The organism is Leeuwenhoekiella sp. H156, from assembly GCF_052218455.1.
Lineage (GTDB): Bacteria > Bacteroidota > Bacteroidia > Flavobacteriales > Flavobacteriaceae > Leeuwenhoekiella > Leeuwenhoekiella parthenopeia.
The window spans coordinates 3,895,310-3,911,707 of sequence record NZ_CP197499.1; the positions used below are offsets into that span (position 1 = coordinate 3,895,310).

A 16,398-nucleotide genomic window follows, 5' to 3' on the forward strand; every position below is an offset into this window, starting at 1 on the left:
AATATTTACAGACTTTGTTTTAAGGCGTTAAATTGTTCGTCTAAAAATGCCTCACAGGTATTATTCAGCGTTTCAAATTTGATGATCATCTTCCTGCCGTATTCGGTCAAAAATGTGCCGCCCCCATCTTTTCCGCCGGTATTCGTTATAACTAAAGGGATCTCGGAACAGCTGTTCATCGCATTGATCAATTTCCAGGCCTTCTTATAAGACATCTGCATGGCTTTGGCTGCAGCGCTTATCGATTGGGTTTCATCTACTTTTTTAAGCAGTTCGATTCGGCCAAAACCCAAAAAGACTTCGCCTTGCTCTTCAATCCAAATTCTGCTTTTTACCTGCTGCATGGTTTAAAAATTTAAATCGAGATAGGTGACTGTATCCCCTTGTTTTACTTCCGTTTGATGCGGCTCTATGATCAGGAGGGCATTGCTCACCGCATAGGTATTGAGCATCGAACTCGCCTGCCCGGTAAACGGCATAATGCGATTCTGGTCAACACCGGCTTTGAGAAACAGTGTTTTATCGTGCGGATTGCGCAAATCCTGTTGCAAAATCGCCTCACGTTCCTCGAGAAAGGGCTTTTTGCTTCCCATTCGTAATCGCAAATGCGGCAGAACATAGACGTAAAAACAAGTCAGACTTGAAGCGGGATTACCCGGCAAACCAAAAACCGATTGGTCTGCCTGAGTACCAAACCACAAGGGTTTTCCGGGTTTTTGATTTACTTTATAGAAATGTTCCTGCACGCCGTTTTCGCTGAGCGCTTCCTGAACAAAATCATAATCGCCCACAGAAATTCCTCCGGAAATCAGCAGCACATCGGCCTGTTCCAAAGCTTTTTTTACCGCTTTTACTGTGGCTTCCAGCGTATCGGGAACCTTAATTTTTTCAATTTGGCTAATGCCAATGCGCTTTAAAGCCATTTCCAGCATAATGCCGTTGCTTTCATAAATATGATTGGGCTTGAGCGGAGCTCCACGTTCCTGAAGTTCGTTTCCGGTAGTCAATAGCGCAACGCAGGGCTTTTTATAAACCTTTATGCTGGTAAATCCCAACCCGGCAAGGAAACCTATTGAGGCTTCGTTTATACGATGTCCTTTAGTTAAAGCCAGGTCACCGGCCTTCAATTGTTCGCCCACAGGCCGCACATTTGCGTTTTTTGCGGGAATTTGATTTAAAATCAGGTTGTCTCCTTCTCGAGTCGTATGTTCCTGAATGATTACGGTATCTGCTAACTCAGGGACCGGAGCACCTGTAAAAATACGTATGGCTTCCCCGGGATTAAGCGCGGGAACCTCTACATCTCCCGCCTGAACCTGTCCGGTTATTTTCAAATTTTTAGCTTCCGAATGTATGATTGCATAGCCATCCATCGCCGATTGGCGAAAGGAGGGAAGCGAGATCGGAGCGTTTAAATCTTCCGCTAAATAGTGCCCAAAAGCCTCTTCTAAATTCACTTCGATTACCTGAAGTGTTAGTGAATGGGCTTCAATAAGTTTTTGGGCTTCAGAAACAGCTATCATACAAAATGCGTTATGTCTTAGCGAATATAACGAAATGCAGTCTAAACGAAAGCTTTAAAGACGGCAGATTAACAGCTTTTTAGTCTTTTTAGACCAAATGGAAGATATATAGCAGTTTTAGATTTTTATTAATAGATGCTGCCTTAAAGTTTCGGTAACTTGACGCTAGAAAATGGAATAACGCCAATTTTCAGTAACGATCACAATACTAATCATCCTAAGATTTTATATACCATGTCTGATTCCTTTAAAAGAAACGTTTCTATAACCGGTGCCGAAGAATTCACCAATATTAAGCTTGGCCCGCGGGTAACAGATGCCGCGGGGATGCTGGGCGTGAAAGAAGCGCTGAAGCACGGGTTTAAGGAAATGGGCGTGTTGCGCTCTATGGGTGCTTTGCTCAAAATGAATCAGGAAGACGGTTTTGACTGTCCCAGTTGCGCCTGGCCAGATCCTGAAGACCGCTCGCCTGTAGCCGAATACTGTGAAAATGGAGCCAAAGCGCTTGCTGATGAAGCGACCACGTCTCACGTAGGTTCAACGATGTTTGCCAAATGGACGGTTGAAGAGCTTTCGCACCTTTCTGATTATGAACTCAATAAATTTGGTCGTCTGGTAGAGCCTTTGGTTTTACGTCCGGGCAGTTTGCATTACGAACCCATTACCTGGCAGGAAGCTTATGGTTTAATCGCTAAGCACCTGCATAAAATGGATAATCCTAACGAAGCGATTTTCTATACTTCGGGCCGAAGCAGCAACGAAGCCGCCTTTACCTATGGAATGTTTGCCCGTGCTTTGGGAACCAACAATATGCCCGATTGCTCCAATATGTGTCATGAGTCGAGTGGGGTAGCTTTGGGCGAGACCCTCGGAATTGGAAAAGGATCAACAGTGCTTGAAGATTTATACGAAGCCGAAGTCATCATCATCGCAGGCCAAAACCCCGGGACCAATCATCCCCGGATGATGTCTGCACTTGAAAAATGTAAGAATAATGGCGGAAAAATCATCAGTATCAATCCGCTGGAGGAGCCGGGATTGGTGAATTTCAAGAATCCGCAGCATTTAAGCGGAACCCTTGGAAGCGGTGTACAAATGGCCGATTTACACCTGCCTGTCAACATCAATCAGGATATCCCTTTGATGAAACTGATTCTGAAAAAACTGGCAACGCTTGATACCATTGATCGTTCGGTTTTTGATCACGAATTTATAGCCAAATACACTGCGGGTTATGATGCTTTTCTGGAAGATCTGGCGCGTTATGACGAAGGCGATTTGTTGCGCAGGGCAGGAGTTCAGGAGTCTGACGTAAATAAGGCTGTGGCGATGCTGCGCAAATCGAATCGTATCATCGTATGCTGGGCTATGGGATTGACGCAGCATAAAAACGGAGTGGAGAACATTCGCGAGTTTGTGAATTTGTTATTGCTCAAAGGGGCTTTAGGGAAACCCGGCGCCGGGACTTGCCCCGTGCGTGGCCACAGTAATGTACAGGGAGACCGCAGTGTGGGTATTCAGCACTTTGTGGATGAAGAGATGAATGAACGCATAAAAACCCATTTGCAATTTGATCCACCCACAAAACGCGGGGTAGATGTGGTCGAAGCCATGGAAGCAATGCATAATGGCAAAACCAAGGTTTTTATGTGTCTGGGCGGAAATTTCCTGATGGCTGCATCAGATACGCAGTACACGGCAGAAGCGCTACAAAACTGCGAACTCACCGTTCAGATAAGCACAAAACTGAATCGAACGCATCTGGTTACCGGCAAAACGGCTTTGATTTTGCCTACGATAGGACGTTCAGAAAAAGATGAAATAGATGGTACCAAACGCTATTTTACGGTTGAAAACAGTATGGGTAAAGTAAGCCAGTCTAAAGGAATTTTGAAACCGGCTTCCGATCAGGTACGCAGCGAACCACAGATTATTGCAGAGATGGCAGATGCTTATTTTGGAGGAAATCATTCGGTAGACTGGAAAGCCTGGAGCCGTGATTATGATATTATCAGAGAACATATTGATAAGGTCGCCAAAGGATTTGAGGAAACCAGCAAGCGCTCTGAAGGTCACGGCTATTACCTGCCCAATAATGTGCGCAATCTGGACTTTAGCATGTTGCCCACGGGGAAAGCACAAATTACGATTAACAAATTGCCCGATCACCAGCTAGCAGAAGATGAGTTTATGCTTATGACCATACGTTCACACGATCAGTTTAATACTACGATATACGGCCTTGACGACCGGTATCGCGGGGTTTACAACGAGCGCCGGGTATTGTTTATGAATGAAAAGGACATGCATGAATTGCAATTGCAAAAGCTGGACGTTGTAGATATTACCAGTGAGTATGATGCCAAAATTCGTACTGCGCGTAAGTTTTTGATGATTCCTTATGAAATTCCCCGAGGTAACGTAGCTGCCTATTTCCCGGAAACCAATGTGCTGGTACCTTACAATCATTTCGCAGAACGCAGTCAAACACCAATTAGTAAATCGGTTCGGGTGCGCATACATAAACGACAGGATGCGATTGTAGAAACCGCCTAAAACAAAAAAACTCCGAAGTCTTAAAGCTTCGGAGTTTTTTTATGTATTTATTGGTATCACCAATGTGTAGTATACCACAAGGCTTGACTCACATTCAGGTTATTTTTCCTTTAGATGGCTCGTTGATTTATACTAAGTCGTTTACATTTAATTTTAGCTTCCGGCAATAGGACTGCCAAAAATACCTACCGCGATTTCGGCCCAAAGCACGAAAAACAGAAACAGGGCAATTCCACAAATCAAAACGCGATTTTTAAAAGTTTTTACCTTTCGCAGGATAAATTCACACGCCATCGCGGTCCCAAAGAGCAAAACAGCCATAACGGCAAAGTCAAAGCCCGTCCAGTTTACATCTCTGCTAAACTGCATCGCGACCACCGGAATGAGCAATAACAGTACAACTACACCAAGCAGTATACACAATCTGATGTTTTTAATAATAAGTTGATTCATAGGTTATAGGTTTAAAAGACCTTAAAAACATAGCCCAGTAGCCAGTAAAGTATCAGAAATACGACAATGGTTCCTATGCAGCCGCAGCGGCCGCCTCCTATTTTTTTTGCTCCGTATCCCGCCAGGATGGCGCGCAGTAAATTTTTCATGGTAATTTGGTTGGTTGTTACAACTAAATTACACCATTTCAATCAAGGGATTTTTTGATTAGTAACAGCTTAACAGAACTTTAGCTTAGGTATGCTTCAGGACTTGCTTATTAATTTTTTGAGCGCCTATTCAAGACACAGCAGCTATCTGCACGGGTTGATAGGGCAATATAACCGTAAAAGTTGATCCCTGGCCGGGCTTGCTGCGCGCTTTGATGCTTCCGCCCATAGCTTCGATTTGATTTTTCGATATGAATAAACCTATCCCTTTAGCATCTTTGTTGCCATGAAAGGTTTTATACATTCCGAATAAATTAGTACCCATTTTATCGAGATCCATTCCCAAACCGTTGTCTTCAAAGCTTATGTGAACCGAGTCATTGATTTGTGACGAACTAATACGTACATAACTTTCCTTATCCTGAGCGCGGTATTTGATACCATTTGAAATCAGGTTATAGATGATGGAATCGATATAGGATTGTATTCCCATAACTTCAATATCAGTACTTATTTCATTAATAAGCTGCACCTTCGTGTCCTGAGCCAAAAAACTTAGGTTTTTAATAGTCTTCTCTACAGATTCGTGAAGTTTTATGGGATTCAGACAATCTTTAAGTCGGGTTCCGGGCAGGATTACCTGATTTAAATGAGTGATGGTTTCCATCAAATTTTCAGAGGTGGTCTTGAGATGCTGAAATAATTCGTTTTCTTCTATACCCGGAATTTCCTGAGCCGCCATTTGCAAAAGCATCTCAAAATTACCTGAATGTGCCCGTAAATTATGAGAAACGATGTGGGTAAAATTCTGAAGCTTATCGTTTTGTTCACGCGTGATCTCGACAATTTTACGCAGTTCTTCTTCCTTTTCTTTAAGATCGGTTACTTCGGTATGGGCGCCAAGCATGCGTTTGGGAATACCGTTTTCATCTCTGATGGCGATACCGCGGCAACGTATCCATACGGTATGTCCCAGCTTGTGCTTGTAACGCACGACCTGATCGTAAGGATAATCAGGTTCATTAAAATGACGTTGGGCGTTTTCGATGGCAAGTTCCAGATCTTCGGGATCAATTATACCCTGCCAGGCGTTTGCCTTATGCGGCATTTCTGCAGGGTCATAGCCAAGGGTGGTCCAGAATTTGGCGTTCATCCACTCTTCTTCGGGATTGTCAAGATCCCAGTACCACATTCCATCAAGAGATGATTCCTGAATAAACTCAAAAATTCGGGGATCATCTGCTACCAATTGGTAGAGTTCTTTTTTGAGGTAATTCATCGATGTTGATTTTGAGGTAACCTAAAGATAATTCAATTTTTAAATGGAATACAAAAAATTTGATATCAGGTTTCAGGAGTTTCAGGGCGAAAAATCCCCGGGGACTTAACAGAAATTTAGGTGTCGAATAAGCATAGCGCCCGTGGTCTTTTGTATTTTTAGTAAAACCCGAAAATAAAAAGATATGACTACAGATGTGCAAAGCTTTAAAATGCCACCCCTTGTTTTTGGTGGAAATGTTTTTGGCTGGACAGCAGATAAGAAAACCTCCTTCAGACTTCTGGATGCCCTTATAGATCGCGGCCTGAACTATATAGACTCAGCTAATGTGTATTCCTATTGGGCCGAAGGGAACAGCGGGGGAGAAAGCGAGACCGTGCTGGGCGAATGGATGCAGGCACGTAAAAACCGGGATAAGGTTATTATTGCAACCAAAGGAGGAAGTCCTATGGGCAAGGGAAGCCCCGACCTTTCTATTCCGTATATAACAGAGCAGCTCGATCTGAGCCTCAAACGCCTGCAAACCGATTATATTGACGTCTATTACAGTCATAAATACGATGACAGCACCCCGCAACACGAGACGCTGGCGGTTTATCGCAATGCTATAAAAGCCGGTAAGGTTCGGGAAATAGGAGCTTCAAATTTCCCTCTGGCTATTTTGCGGGAAGCTTTAAAACTTGCAGAAGAGGAAAATCTGCCCAAATATACTTTTATACAACCCGAATACAACCTGATGGAACGTGATGGTTTTGAAGGCGCTTACAGGGATTTGTGTATGGAAAATAATCTTAAGGTGAACAGCTATTTTACCCTTGCCAGTGGTTTTCTTACCGGTAAATACACCGATGCAGCTGATGCCTCAGGTAAAGAACGCGAGCGATTTGTAAAGAAGTATTTTGATGAACGAGGTGAGGCTGTGCTCAAGGCATTGAAACAAACAGCTAAAAAGCACGAAGTTTCACAGGCAGGGATTTCTATCGCTTGGACGATGGCTCAACCGGGTATTTCAGCACCCATTGTAAGTGCAACCAGTGAGTCTCAGTTAAAAGCTTTTGACGAGGCATTAAAACTTCAATTGGATCAGGAAGACTTAGAACGATTAGACGCAGCGAGTCTTGAAAAAAAATCAACGATTTAAGCTAAACCTTATCAAATAGTCTGTAAAAACTTCTAAAAGGCGGTTTGACTTTACTTTTTCTAAATTTTAACAAAACCTGTTAAGACTTTCTTAACAGGTTTTCTTTTGCGTGTGTTTTAAATTGGGGCATTCTAAAAATAAACTATGAAGATAAAAATTTACCCGGTTTTTGCTTTTGCGTTCACACTGATGACGGTGGTCTCGTGTGCAACGACCAGGCAAGCTAAAAAAGGAAGCGCTACGGCTTCTGCTGAAAAAGAAGAAAAATCTAAAAACGGTCTTAAGCCTTATGATAAGGTAATCACCAAAGATGCTGTTTCTGATGAGGGATTGTTTACCGTTCATAAGGTAGACGACGATTATTTCTACGAAATTCCTGACAGTTTGTTTAACCGCGAGATGCTGATGGTGAGTCGAATCGCCAAAACAGCCACAGGACTTGGTTTTGGTGGAGGTAAAGCCAATACCGAGGTATTGCGCTGGGAAAAAAGAGATAAAAAAGTACTGCTTAGAGTTGTATCGCATCAAATTTTTGCTGCAGACTCGTTACCCATTCACGAGGCGGTGACCAACTCTAACTTTGAGCCCGTACTGTTTTCATTTGATATCAAGACTATTAGTAAAGATTCAACAAAAACGGTTATTCAGGTTAATGATCTGTATAGTGATGATGTTCAGTCTTTAGGCTTACCGGGATATTATCGGGAGGAGTATAAAGTTTCTTCGGTAGATAAAGGCCGAAGCTATATCGAAAGCCTCAAGAGTTATCCGCTGAATATCGAAGCACGTCATGTAAAAACCTATAATTCTAAGAATCCGCCCAGTAACGAAAGCGTAGGCTCAATTACTGTTGAGATGAATGCCAGTATGGTTTTACTGCCTAAAGAGCCGATGGAGCGACGTTATTTTGACGAGCGCGTAGGCTGGTTTGCCAGAGGGCAGGTAGATTATGGTCTGGATGCTCAGGAAAGTAAAACTGTGCGTTATCTGGATCGCTGGAGACTTGAGGTTAAACCGGAAGATGTAGAAAAATTCAAAGCCGGAGAACTGGTAGAGCCTAAAAAGCAAATCGTGTATTATATAGATCGTGCGACTCCTGAAAAATGGAGACCCTATATCAAACAAGGTATTGAAGACTGGCAGGTAGCTTTTGAAGCAGCCGGTTTCAAAAATGCGATAATCGCAAAAGATCCCCCATCAAAAGAGGAAGATCCTGAATGGTCTCCGGAAGATGTACGGTATTCTGTTGTACGTTATTTAGCTTCTCCAATCCCGAATGCTAACGGACCGCACGTAAGCGACCCTCGTAGTGGTGAGATTTTAGAATCTGATATAAACTGGTACCACAACGTAATGACCTTATTACGCAACTGGTATTTTGTACAAACCGCAGCGATCAATCCGGATGCTCGTGGTGTAGCTTTTAAAGATGAGATTATGGGGCGTTTAATTCGCTTTGTATCTTCTCACGAAGTAGGTCATACCCTTGGACTACCGCACAATATGGGAAGCAGTGTTGCCTATCCTGTAGATTCGTTACGTTCTAAGAGCTTTACCGAAAAATACGGTACGGCACCTTCCATAATGGATTATGCCCGTTTTAATTACATTGCTCAGCCGGGTGATGAAGGCGTTTCTATGATGCCAAATATTGGTATTTACGACAATTATGCTATCAAATGGGGATACAAACCCATTCTTGATAAGGAAGGAAAAGAGGAGAAAGCTATTCTTGATGAGTGGATTTTAGAACACGCCGGTGATCCTATGTATCGTTTTGGAGCACAACAATGGGAGGTTGTTGACCCTAGCGCACAGACCGAAGATCTGGGAGATGATGCGGTTAAAGCGAGTCTTTATGGTATCGCAAACTTAAAACGCATCGTACCTAACCTGATCACCTGGACCGCAGAAGATGGCAAGAATTACGACGATTTAGAAACCTTATACGGTCAGGTTTTAGGACAGTACAACCGTTATATGGGGCACGTAAGCAACAATATAGGCGGCGTCTATGAGTACTACAAAACTTACGATCAGGAAGGTCCGGTATTTATTCCGGTGCCAAAGGAGCGTCAAAAGGAAAGCTTAAAATTCTTAAACGATGAGCTTTTTGATACTCCGGAATGGATGATCGATACCGAAATTCTAAACCGAATTGAGCACGACGGTATGGTTGAGCGCATTCGCAGCACACAGTCTCGTACGTTGAATAACGTGCTTGATTTTGGAAGAATGGCTCGTATGATAGAGAATGAAACGCTTAACGGGAAAGAAGCATACACGCTGACTTCAATGATGGACGACCTGAGAAACGGAATATTCAGTGAATTGCGTAGTGGATCTAAAATTGATACCTATAGACGTAATTTACAACGTGCTTATGTTGATCGTCTGGAGTATCTGCTTACCAAAGAGCAGGAGGGACGTCGTAATGCGACTGATGTAAACGTGAGTCAATCTGATATCAGAGCGATCGCCCGAGCAGAATTAAACACGCTTCAGCGTTTAACTGCAAGTGCTGCAAACCGTACCGGTGACAGTTTGAGCCGTTATCACTTACAGGATCTGAATAAGCGTATTGACTTAATTCTTGATCCTCGATAAATCAGAATTTCATTTAAATTAAAAAGACCGGCAATCGCCGGTCTTTTTTTTAGTCTTTTCTGGGATTAATAGTTACCCCTCCTTTTGGTTTGTCTTTTTTAGGTTTTTGATCTTTACCTGCTTCCGCGCTTTTGGAAGCTTTGCTTTCTTTCTTTGGATCTTTTGACATAGTGTTGGATTTTAATTGTTATACCCTGTATATTACTAAATAAATTGTTAAAATTCAATAATTTAAAGATATATTTTAACAAATCTATTTCCTATTTTTAACAAATGAGGTTCAATGCATTTTTAAAGGAATGTCAGGATAAGGAAGTTTTCAAGAAGCTTTCTATTTATGCGGTATTCAGCTGGCTGGCAATTCAGGTGATTTCTACCTTGCAGCAACCTATGGGTTTATCGCCCCGTGTGGTAACCTACACGCTCATTCTTTTACTTATAGGGTTTCCTGTGTATATCTTCTACATTTGGAAATTTCAGATTGCTCCCATCCATAAAAAAAATATGGCTGAAGCAGGCAGTTTGCCCTCTAAACGAGGCTTTTTCGGCAGTAAAACTCCCTTTCAACGCTACTACTTTCTTTCCATATTTATTGTGAGTTGTTTAATCACACTGGTGTTATTCTTTGTAGTGCGCAACAACTTCTTTAAAAATCAGGTACCCAATGAGGCAGGCCTGGCCGGTTCTATAACACTTAAAAACACGGATAAAATTGGAGTTTTAAAATTTGAAAATAATACGGGCAAAGACACGCTTGATATTGTTGGAAAAATGGCGGCAGATTGGATCACCCACGGAATCACCCAAAAAGATATTGCTCAGGTGATAACCCCTCAAGTTGTAGAAGATTATTCAAACATTATTAAATCTCAGCTCAGCGGAAATAAAAAGAATACGGTTCTACAAGATTATTTTAAACCAGCCCAGATTATAATTGGTAATTTCTTTCTCAATGGCAACCGGCTCATCTTTCAAAGTAGCATTACAGATGGTAAACTAGATAAAACGCTTATTTCGCTTGACCCTGTTGAATGCGATAGCAACAATCCCTTGGACTGTATTGAAGAACTCAAGCAACGTTTGTTAGGTTTCCTGATAACTGCGGAAGAAAAAGATACGGATATTGAAGAAACACCTCCAAAATATGCGGCCTATGAAACTTTTTTGGAGGCAAAGAACGCAGCAGTTTATGACGATAGCACTCTTGAGCTGATTGAAAAAGCCATTGAAATTGATCCTAAGTACTTTGAACCTCGCCTGTTTCAGCTTACCTATTATTACGATCAGCTTCAATACCGAAAAGCAGATTCCATTTTAAAGATTATTACTAAAAATTTCAGTTCAAATCCCAGACAGCAGAACATAGTACAAATGTATTCTTCTTTGCTGGAAGGAAATAACCGGGAGGTATATCGGCATTTAAAGCGGGAGTATGATCTGGCTCCTTTTGAATTGAACACAAATGCGACGATGCTCACTGTAGGTTTGCAGTACATCAATCGTCCTGAAATCATAGATACGGTGTTTCAGGAAATTGACATGAAAGACTCTGATGCCGAAAATTGCTTTTACTGCTCAAACCGCGTTTATATTAAAACCTACTCCGATCTTGCTTTAAAGCGTTTTGACTCCGTCATTAAGTATGCAGGCGCACTGTACCGGTATAATGATCAGGAATATTTCTTGAAACCTCTGGCCGTCGCATACCTGGCTAAAGGTAAAGATCCGTTGGAATTATTGACGGCTCCCGGCCTAAGACTCAGTGGGGAGCAAAAAAGTGATTTTCTTTTATACACCGGAATACAGAGTTTGGTGATTCAAGGAGAGGCTGCAGCTTCGGTTTACTTCAAACAGCTTTTAAAAATGCCCGAAGGTGAGGCTGCTGATTTTGATATTGCAAGAGCTTACTACTATTCGAAAGCGTATATTAAAGCTTTGGAGCAATTTGAAAAACTAAAAGAGAAGGATCCTGAAGATTTAGTAGTCATAGGGTTTTTAGCGAATATTCACGCGTTACAGGACAATCCCGCAGCTGCGAAAGAGGAGCTGGAATTACTCAACAGTTTAAGAGGCGAGTATCAATTTGGACAAATTGATTACTTATTTTCCAGATACTACGCCGTCATTGGCGATAAAGATCAGGTATTTAATTATATGAAACGTGCAGTAGCTGCAGGCTATCTGTATACCTCTTCAAAATATCAATACGACCCCCACTTTAAACCCTATCTCAATACCCCCGAATTTAAAGCGATTCTGACCTACTGGCATTAAACCGGCTAAACCGGAATAGAAAACAAGTCAAAAAATTAAAAACCAACTTTAGTATGACTGTGACTTTTGGAGATTTGGTACAGCTGATTAGTGTAATCATCTGGCCACTAACGCTTTTGATAATCGTTTTTAAGTTTAAAAGCTTTTTTGGCGGGGCGATCAACCGGATGCAATCGCTTGACGCCAGTGCCTCGGGAATCTCGATGACCTTTCAAAATAAACTAGATGAGGCAAAAGCACTTTTAAGCAAGATGGCGCCACAACTGCGAGATTCTGCAAAGTCTGTGACAGTTTCAGCACAGGGATTTCCATACGAGCGGGTGCTTAAAGTTAAAAAAGAGCTTGAGGAGTTTTTAAATCAAAAAGCCCGTAATCACGGCATTGAGGCCTCAAACCATAACCCGAGTAACCTCTCTTCGCAATTGTCTGAAATAGGCTTAATTACCTTTCAGCAACAAAAAGTGATTAACGCGGCCCTTGATCTGGCAAATTCTGCAAACCCCGCAATAACCGATGAACAGGCACAGGTAATTGAACAACTGTACGCCACTGTAAAATAAGCAGCTATGAGTAAACTTTCTAAAGCCTACGCGTTACTCATAGGAGTAGGTAATGATTTACCTACCACCGTTCTTGATGCCACAGCTATTTATAATATTCTGGTAGATGAGGAACTGGCGGGGTATCCTGAAGAAAATATCATTTTACTCACCGAAAAAAATGCAACGCGTGAGGGCATTCTTAAAGGCTTCGATGAACTGATTGGGAAGATTGATGAAGATTCTTCGGTGATGCTGTTTTACTCCGGTCACGGAGGTTTTTACGAACCCTGGAATCAATTTTATTTGGTTCCCAATGATTTTGACCCGGATAACTACGATACGACCTGGGTAAAGGCTGAAGAACTCAAAGAAAAAATAAATAAGATAAACTCCCGCAGGCTTATATTCTTTTTAGACAGTTGTCACGCGGCCGGAATGACCCGGGGAGAGGTGGGTAGTGGAGTGTCTAATACCGTTAGCAAACTTCAAAATCTGGAAGGTCTGGCTCAGGAGGTTGACGACGGTAAAGGCATGTCTATCTTATCTTCCTGCCGCGAAGATCAGCTTTCATGGATTTTGGATGGGGATCATAACAGTTTGTTTACCAAATGTTTAATCGAAGTTCTAAAAGGAAGACATAAAGAATCTTTTGAGGAAGAATTTGTGCGTATCTCTGAAGTCTTTCAATACATATTTAAAAAAGTGCCTGAGCGCAAGCCTGAACAACGCCCGTATGCAAATCTTCAGATTTACGATGATTTTGTATTGAGTTACATTCCTCAGGAGCTGCGAACTAAAGTAAATAGGGAGGCTGCTTTACAGAAGCGTACCGTAGACAAATCGCACAAACCTGAGGTAATTACCGCTTTTAGAAAACGGGATGATGCCCGGGCTGCGATGCTCTTTGTTCACGGTTTTGTTGGTGAAGGTGCTTCAAGTTTTGGCGAAATGCCTCAGTTTTTGATGCAGGATGCGCGTTTTGAAGAATGGGATTTGTTTCCTTTTGGTTTTTCAGAATATGTAGCTCCGCATTTAGGCAAAAGCATTTGGGCAGATGCTGATGATATTGAAAAGCTTGCCGATTATTTAGCCACCTGCCTCAAATTCCGCTTTAGACAATACGGGAAAATAGCGATTTTGGCTCACGGCACCGGCGGACTCGTCGTGCAAAAGGCCCTGATTGATTTAAAGGAAAACAGACTCAAAGATATTAGTCACGTCTTGCTTTTTGGCACGCCCAGCGCAGGATTGAAATCGGGCTTTCTCGACCGAATCTTCAATAAAAAATACAGGGATCTGGATGCTTCAGGCGAATTTATAACGGGTTTACGGGCAGATTGGTCCCGGCGTTTTGAAGAATATCCTTTTGATTTTAAGGTGATTGCCGCAGTTAACGATGAGTATGTTACAAACGAATCTGTTTTCGGTCCTTTTCCGGAAGAGCATACGCTAATGATTCAGGGCTCACACTTTTCTATGATTAAGCCGAAATCACAAGACGACGAGGTGATGAGTCTCGTGACTAGTCTTTTTACGGCAGATGCCACTTCTGATCAAACCGATGCTATTGATAAAAATCTGGTGACGGGCGAGTTTCAGGCTGTAGTTGAGAAATTTGAACCCAAAGCACAGGAACTCGATAAGCGCGGCCTGGAGCAGTTGGTTTACGCTTTAGAAGAATTAGGAAGGACAGACGATGCCATTTCCATTTTGAGTAAACATCCCCTGTCTCAGGCAGATTCTGATGTTATGGGCGTTTTAGGAGGTCGTTTTAAACGTAAGTATTTGAAGGAATTTAAAACGGCTGACGGCGAAGCTGCAACCAAATATTATAAAAAAGCATTGGAGCTCGCGGAAGCCAATCAGGATTGCCGTCAGATTTATTACCACGCGATCAATCTGGCATTTTTAAGTCTTATTGTTAATGACGATCATACAAAAATGACAGATTATGCCCGGAAGGCCCTAAAATCCTGCGATGAAGATCATTTTGACAGTCTTTGGAAACTTGCCACTCTAGGCGAAGCGCATATTTATTTAGGGAATTTTGAAGAGTCCAGAAGTTTTTATGAAAAGGCTGTGGTGTTGGCAGGTCCGCGCGAAAAACATTCCATTTACACTAATGCGTATGCGGCCTATACCCAGCTTATGGAAACGAATAATCCGAAAGACCCGTTTATTCAATTCCTGGATACAAATTTTTTATTGTAATTTACTAGTGCCTAAAGTTTTATGAACTTGTAGGCGAGAACATCAGTCTTAATCTAATAATGGAATATCTAATGAAAACCTTCAGTAAAAAGTCTGATGTTGCTGGGAACTGGCAAAAAGCGGTTAAAAAACCCATACCGGTAAACTGCGTGCAGATTCATGAAGCGTTTCAGGTTAAAACCCTTGAAGGAATGATGCAGGGCAAACCAGGCGATTGGTTAATGGAAGGCATTCAGGGTGAGCTCTATGCCTGTGATGACGCCATTTTTAAGAAAACCTATGATTTAAAATAAAAGAGTACCCCTAAATCAGATAATCAAAATAATAAATACGTGTCTCCCTATAAACACGTGTTTTCGGAATGCGTTCATTAAACCTGAAGCATTCTTTAAAAAAGACGATTATGAATACCGGTACTATTTTTTTTAGTTATTCAAGGCAGGACTCCGATTTTGTGATTCATCTTGCTCAAAGCCTTCGCGAAGCAGGAGCAAAGGTCTGGCTCGATCAGTTGGATATTCAGCCCGGTTCGCGCTGGGATAAAAGCATCGAGCAGGCTCTTTTTAAGAGCGATACGCTGTTGGTGATACTCTCCAGGACTTCTGTAGAATCTGCAAATGTAATGGATGAAGTTTCATTTGCCTTAGAAGAAAATAAACGGGTAGTACCCATTCTGCTGGAAGAATGTGATATTCCGTTTAGACTGCGAAGGCTCCAATTTGCTGATTTTACAGGAAACCGGAATCAGGCTTTGAATACGCTTGTTGCGTCTTTAGGGCTTGAAGAGCGGGTGGCTTCTAAACTTTCAGATACTGCAGCAGACCATAAATTGATTGAAAAAGCGGAAAACACCACTGGGGTTAAAAGCACGACGCATGCAACTGTTGAAGAAAAGAATCAGGAAATACCCTCTTCGACAGCTCAGACTTCGACTTCTGCAGCTCAAAAAACATCAAAAAACACCATCTTCTACAGCATAGCGGCAGTTTTTGCCATTGGGATTGCGATTTGGTCTTTAGTGCAATTTCAATCACCGCCTGATGAAAATACCCAGATTGCCGAAACCGCAGATGAAACCGACTGGAAACTAATTCAAAACCAAAGCGATGCGCGACTTTTTGAAGCACATATTGCAAATTTTGATTCCTGTGAACATATGGCTTTGGTAAAAACTAAGCTGGATAGTCTTAAACCCACGCCCGATGTAGCGCTTATTGATGAACCTGAGCCCGAGCCCGAACCGGAACCAACACCCGAAGAACTGGCACTGGCTCAGCAACAAAAAGAATGGGAAGCCGTAAAACTGCTTAATCATTATGCTAATTATCTCAATTTCTATAAAACCCATACCGAATCTGAATTTAGAGAAGCGGCAAAGACAAAATTGATAGATTATCTGGACCAGACCGGCTATGTGTATTACGGTAGTAAGTATAGTAACTATTTTGATTTGGCATTTGAACCTCCTGGAGACGGTGTACCGTTGGTTGATAAATTTTATGTTGCGACGCAGGCAAGAACCATAAGAGGCGGGAGTAAGTCTAATTCTCCTGTAGTGGGTTCTACAAAATCAAAATCATTAGTCCTGGTTGAAGAAGTTATCGAGAGTGGCAGCTCGTACTGGATTAAAATTAAATTTTCAAATGAACATGTTGTTAATTAA

13 protein-coding genes are annotated in these 16,398 nt (G+C 42.0%); 8 read left to right on the top strand and 5 right to left on the bottom strand.

Annotated elements, in window-relative coordinates; genetic code table 11:
- Positions 1-5: 5 nt before the first annotated feature.
- Together ACSSS3_RS16510 and ACSSS3_RS16515 are read right to left on the bottom strand one after the other, a co-directional pair.
- Positions 6-344, bottom strand: coding sequence for a winged helix-turn-helix domain-containing protein (locus ACSSS3_RS16510; protein WP_442845550.1), 339 nt, complete (start codon positions 342-344; stop codon positions 6-8).
- 3 nt (positions 345-347) lie between these two features.
- Positions 348-1,523 (bottom strand): molybdopterin molybdotransferase MoeA, encoded by a 1,176-nt coding sequence (locus ACSSS3_RS16515; protein WP_442845551.1) that lies wholly within the window; start codon positions 1,521-1,523, stop codon positions 348-350.
- A gap of 234 nt (positions 1,524-1,757) precedes the next feature.
- Between ACSSS3_RS16515 and ACSSS3_RS16520 the strand changes: the two genes are divergently transcribed.
- Complete coding sequence (locus ACSSS3_RS16520) at positions 1,758-4,079, top strand: FdhF/YdeP family oxidoreductase (protein ID WP_442847435.1); 2,322 nt, start codon at positions 1,758-1,760, stop codon at positions 4,077-4,079.
- A 153-nt stretch (positions 4,080-4,232) separates the two neighbouring features.
- Here the strand turns inward: ACSSS3_RS16520 and ACSSS3_RS16525 are convergent, their stop codons facing one another.
- The 3 genes from ACSSS3_RS16525 to ACSSS3_RS16535 all read right to left on the bottom strand — a co-directional run bounded on the left by ACSSS3_RS16525 (position 4,233) and on the right by ACSSS3_RS16535 (position 5,960).
- Positions 4,233-4,532: a hypothetical protein gene (locus ACSSS3_RS16525; protein ID WP_228229709.1), complete on the bottom strand. Its 300-nt coding sequence runs from the start codon at positions 4,530-4,532 to the stop codon at positions 4,233-4,235.
- Between the two features lie 11 nt (positions 4,533-4,543).
- On the bottom strand, positions 4,544-4,681 hold the full coding sequence (locus ACSSS3_RS16530; protein ID WP_228229710.1) for a hypothetical protein: 138 nt from the start codon (positions 4,679-4,681) through the stop codon (positions 4,544-4,546).
- Positions 4,682-4,811: 130 nt separating this feature from the next.
- Entirely contained in the window at positions 4,812-5,960 is a 1,149-nt protein-coding gene (locus tag ACSSS3_RS16535) for a sensor histidine kinase (protein WP_442845552.1), read from the bottom strand.
- Positions 5,961-6,144: 184 nt separating this feature from the next.
- Between ACSSS3_RS16535 and ACSSS3_RS16540 the strand changes: the two genes are divergently transcribed.
- The 7 genes from ACSSS3_RS16540 (at position 6,145) to ACSSS3_RS16570 (ending at position 16,398) form a co-directional block, all read left to right on the top strand.
- Positions 6,145-7,101, top strand: a complete 957-nt coding sequence (locus tag ACSSS3_RS16540) for an aldo/keto reductase (protein ID WP_442845553.1) — start codon at positions 6,145-6,147, stop codon at positions 7,099-7,101.
- A gap of 144 nt (positions 7,102-7,245) precedes the next feature.
- Entirely contained in the window at positions 7,246-9,708 is a 2,463-nt protein-coding gene (locus ACSSS3_RS16545) for a zinc-dependent metalloprotease (RefSeq protein WP_442845554.1), read from the top strand.
- Positions 9,709-9,981: 273 nt separating this feature from the next.
- Complete coding sequence (locus ACSSS3_RS16550; protein ID WP_442845555.1) at positions 9,982-11,982, top strand: tetratricopeptide repeat protein; 2,001 nt, start codon at positions 9,982-9,984, stop codon at positions 11,980-11,982.
- 53 nt (positions 11,983-12,035) lie between these two features.
- The gene (locus ACSSS3_RS16555; protein WP_442845556.1) at positions 12,036-12,542 is read left to right on the top strand and encodes a hypothetical protein; all 507 of its coding nucleotides are present in this window, start codon (positions 12,036-12,038) and stop codon (positions 12,540-12,542) included.
- Positions 12,543-12,548: 6 nt separating this feature from the next.
- Positions 12,549-14,735, top strand: a complete 2,187-nt coding sequence (locus ACSSS3_RS16560) for a caspase family protein (RefSeq protein WP_442845557.1) — start codon at positions 12,549-12,551, stop codon at positions 14,733-14,735.
- Positions 14,736-14,806: 71 nt separating this feature from the next.
- Positions 14,807-15,028, top strand: a complete 222-nt coding sequence (locus tag ACSSS3_RS16565) for a PGDYG domain-containing protein (protein ID WP_442845558.1) — start codon at positions 14,807-14,809, stop codon at positions 15,026-15,028.
- A gap of 68 nt (positions 15,029-15,096) precedes the next feature.
- Positions 15,097-16,398, top strand: a complete 1,302-nt coding sequence (locus ACSSS3_RS16570) for a toll/interleukin-1 receptor domain-containing protein (protein ID WP_442845559.1) — start codon at positions 15,097-15,099, stop codon at positions 16,396-16,398.

What these genes read in the sequence shown, in the direction of transcription:
- ACSSS3_RS16510 (WP_442845550.1), bottom strand. Translation starts at nt 344, where the DNA reads ATGCAGCAGGTAAAAAGCAGAATTTGGATTGAAGAGCAAGGCGAAGTC.
- ACSSS3_RS16515 (WP_442845551.1), bottom strand. Translation starts at nt 1,523, where the DNA reads ATGATAGCTGTTTCTGAAGCCCAAAAACTTATTGAAGCCCATTCACTA.
- ACSSS3_RS16520 (WP_442847435.1), top strand. Translation starts at nt 1,758, where the DNA reads ATGTCTGATTCCTTTAAAAGAAACGTTTCTATAACCGGTGCCGAAGAA.
- ACSSS3_RS16525 (WP_228229709.1), bottom strand. Translation starts at nt 4,532, where the DNA reads ATGAATCAACTTATTATTAAAAACATCAGATTGTGTATACTGCTTGGT.
- ACSSS3_RS16530 (WP_228229710.1), bottom strand. Translation starts at nt 4,681, where the DNA reads ATGAAAAATTTACTGCGCGCCATCCTGGCGGGATACGGAGCAAAAAAA.
- ACSSS3_RS16535 (WP_442845552.1), bottom strand. Translation starts at nt 5,960, where the DNA reads ATGAATTACCTCAAAAAAGAACTCTACCAATTGGTAGCAGATGATCCC.
- ACSSS3_RS16540 (WP_442845553.1), top strand. Translation starts at nt 6,145, where the DNA reads ATGACTACAGATGTGCAAAGCTTTAAAATGCCACCCCTTGTTTTTGGT.
- ACSSS3_RS16545 (WP_442845554.1), top strand. Translation starts at nt 7,246, where the DNA reads ATGAAGATAAAAATTTACCCGGTTTTTGCTTTTGCGTTCACACTGATG.
- ACSSS3_RS16550 (WP_442845555.1), top strand. Translation starts at nt 9,982, where the DNA reads ATGAGGTTCAATGCATTTTTAAAGGAATGTCAGGATAAGGAAGTTTTC.
- ACSSS3_RS16555 (WP_442845556.1), top strand. Translation starts at nt 12,036, where the DNA reads ATGACTGTGACTTTTGGAGATTTGGTACAGCTGATTAGTGTAATCATC.
- ACSSS3_RS16560 (WP_442845557.1), top strand. Translation starts at nt 12,549, where the DNA reads ATGAGTAAACTTTCTAAAGCCTACGCGTTACTCATAGGAGTAGGTAAT.
- ACSSS3_RS16565 (WP_442845558.1), top strand. Translation starts at nt 14,807, where the DNA reads ATGAAAACCTTCAGTAAAAAGTCTGATGTTGCTGGGAACTGGCAAAAA.
- ACSSS3_RS16570 (WP_442845559.1), top strand. Translation starts at nt 15,097, where the DNA reads ATGCGTTCATTAAACCTGAAGCATTCTTTAAAAAAGACGATTATGAAT.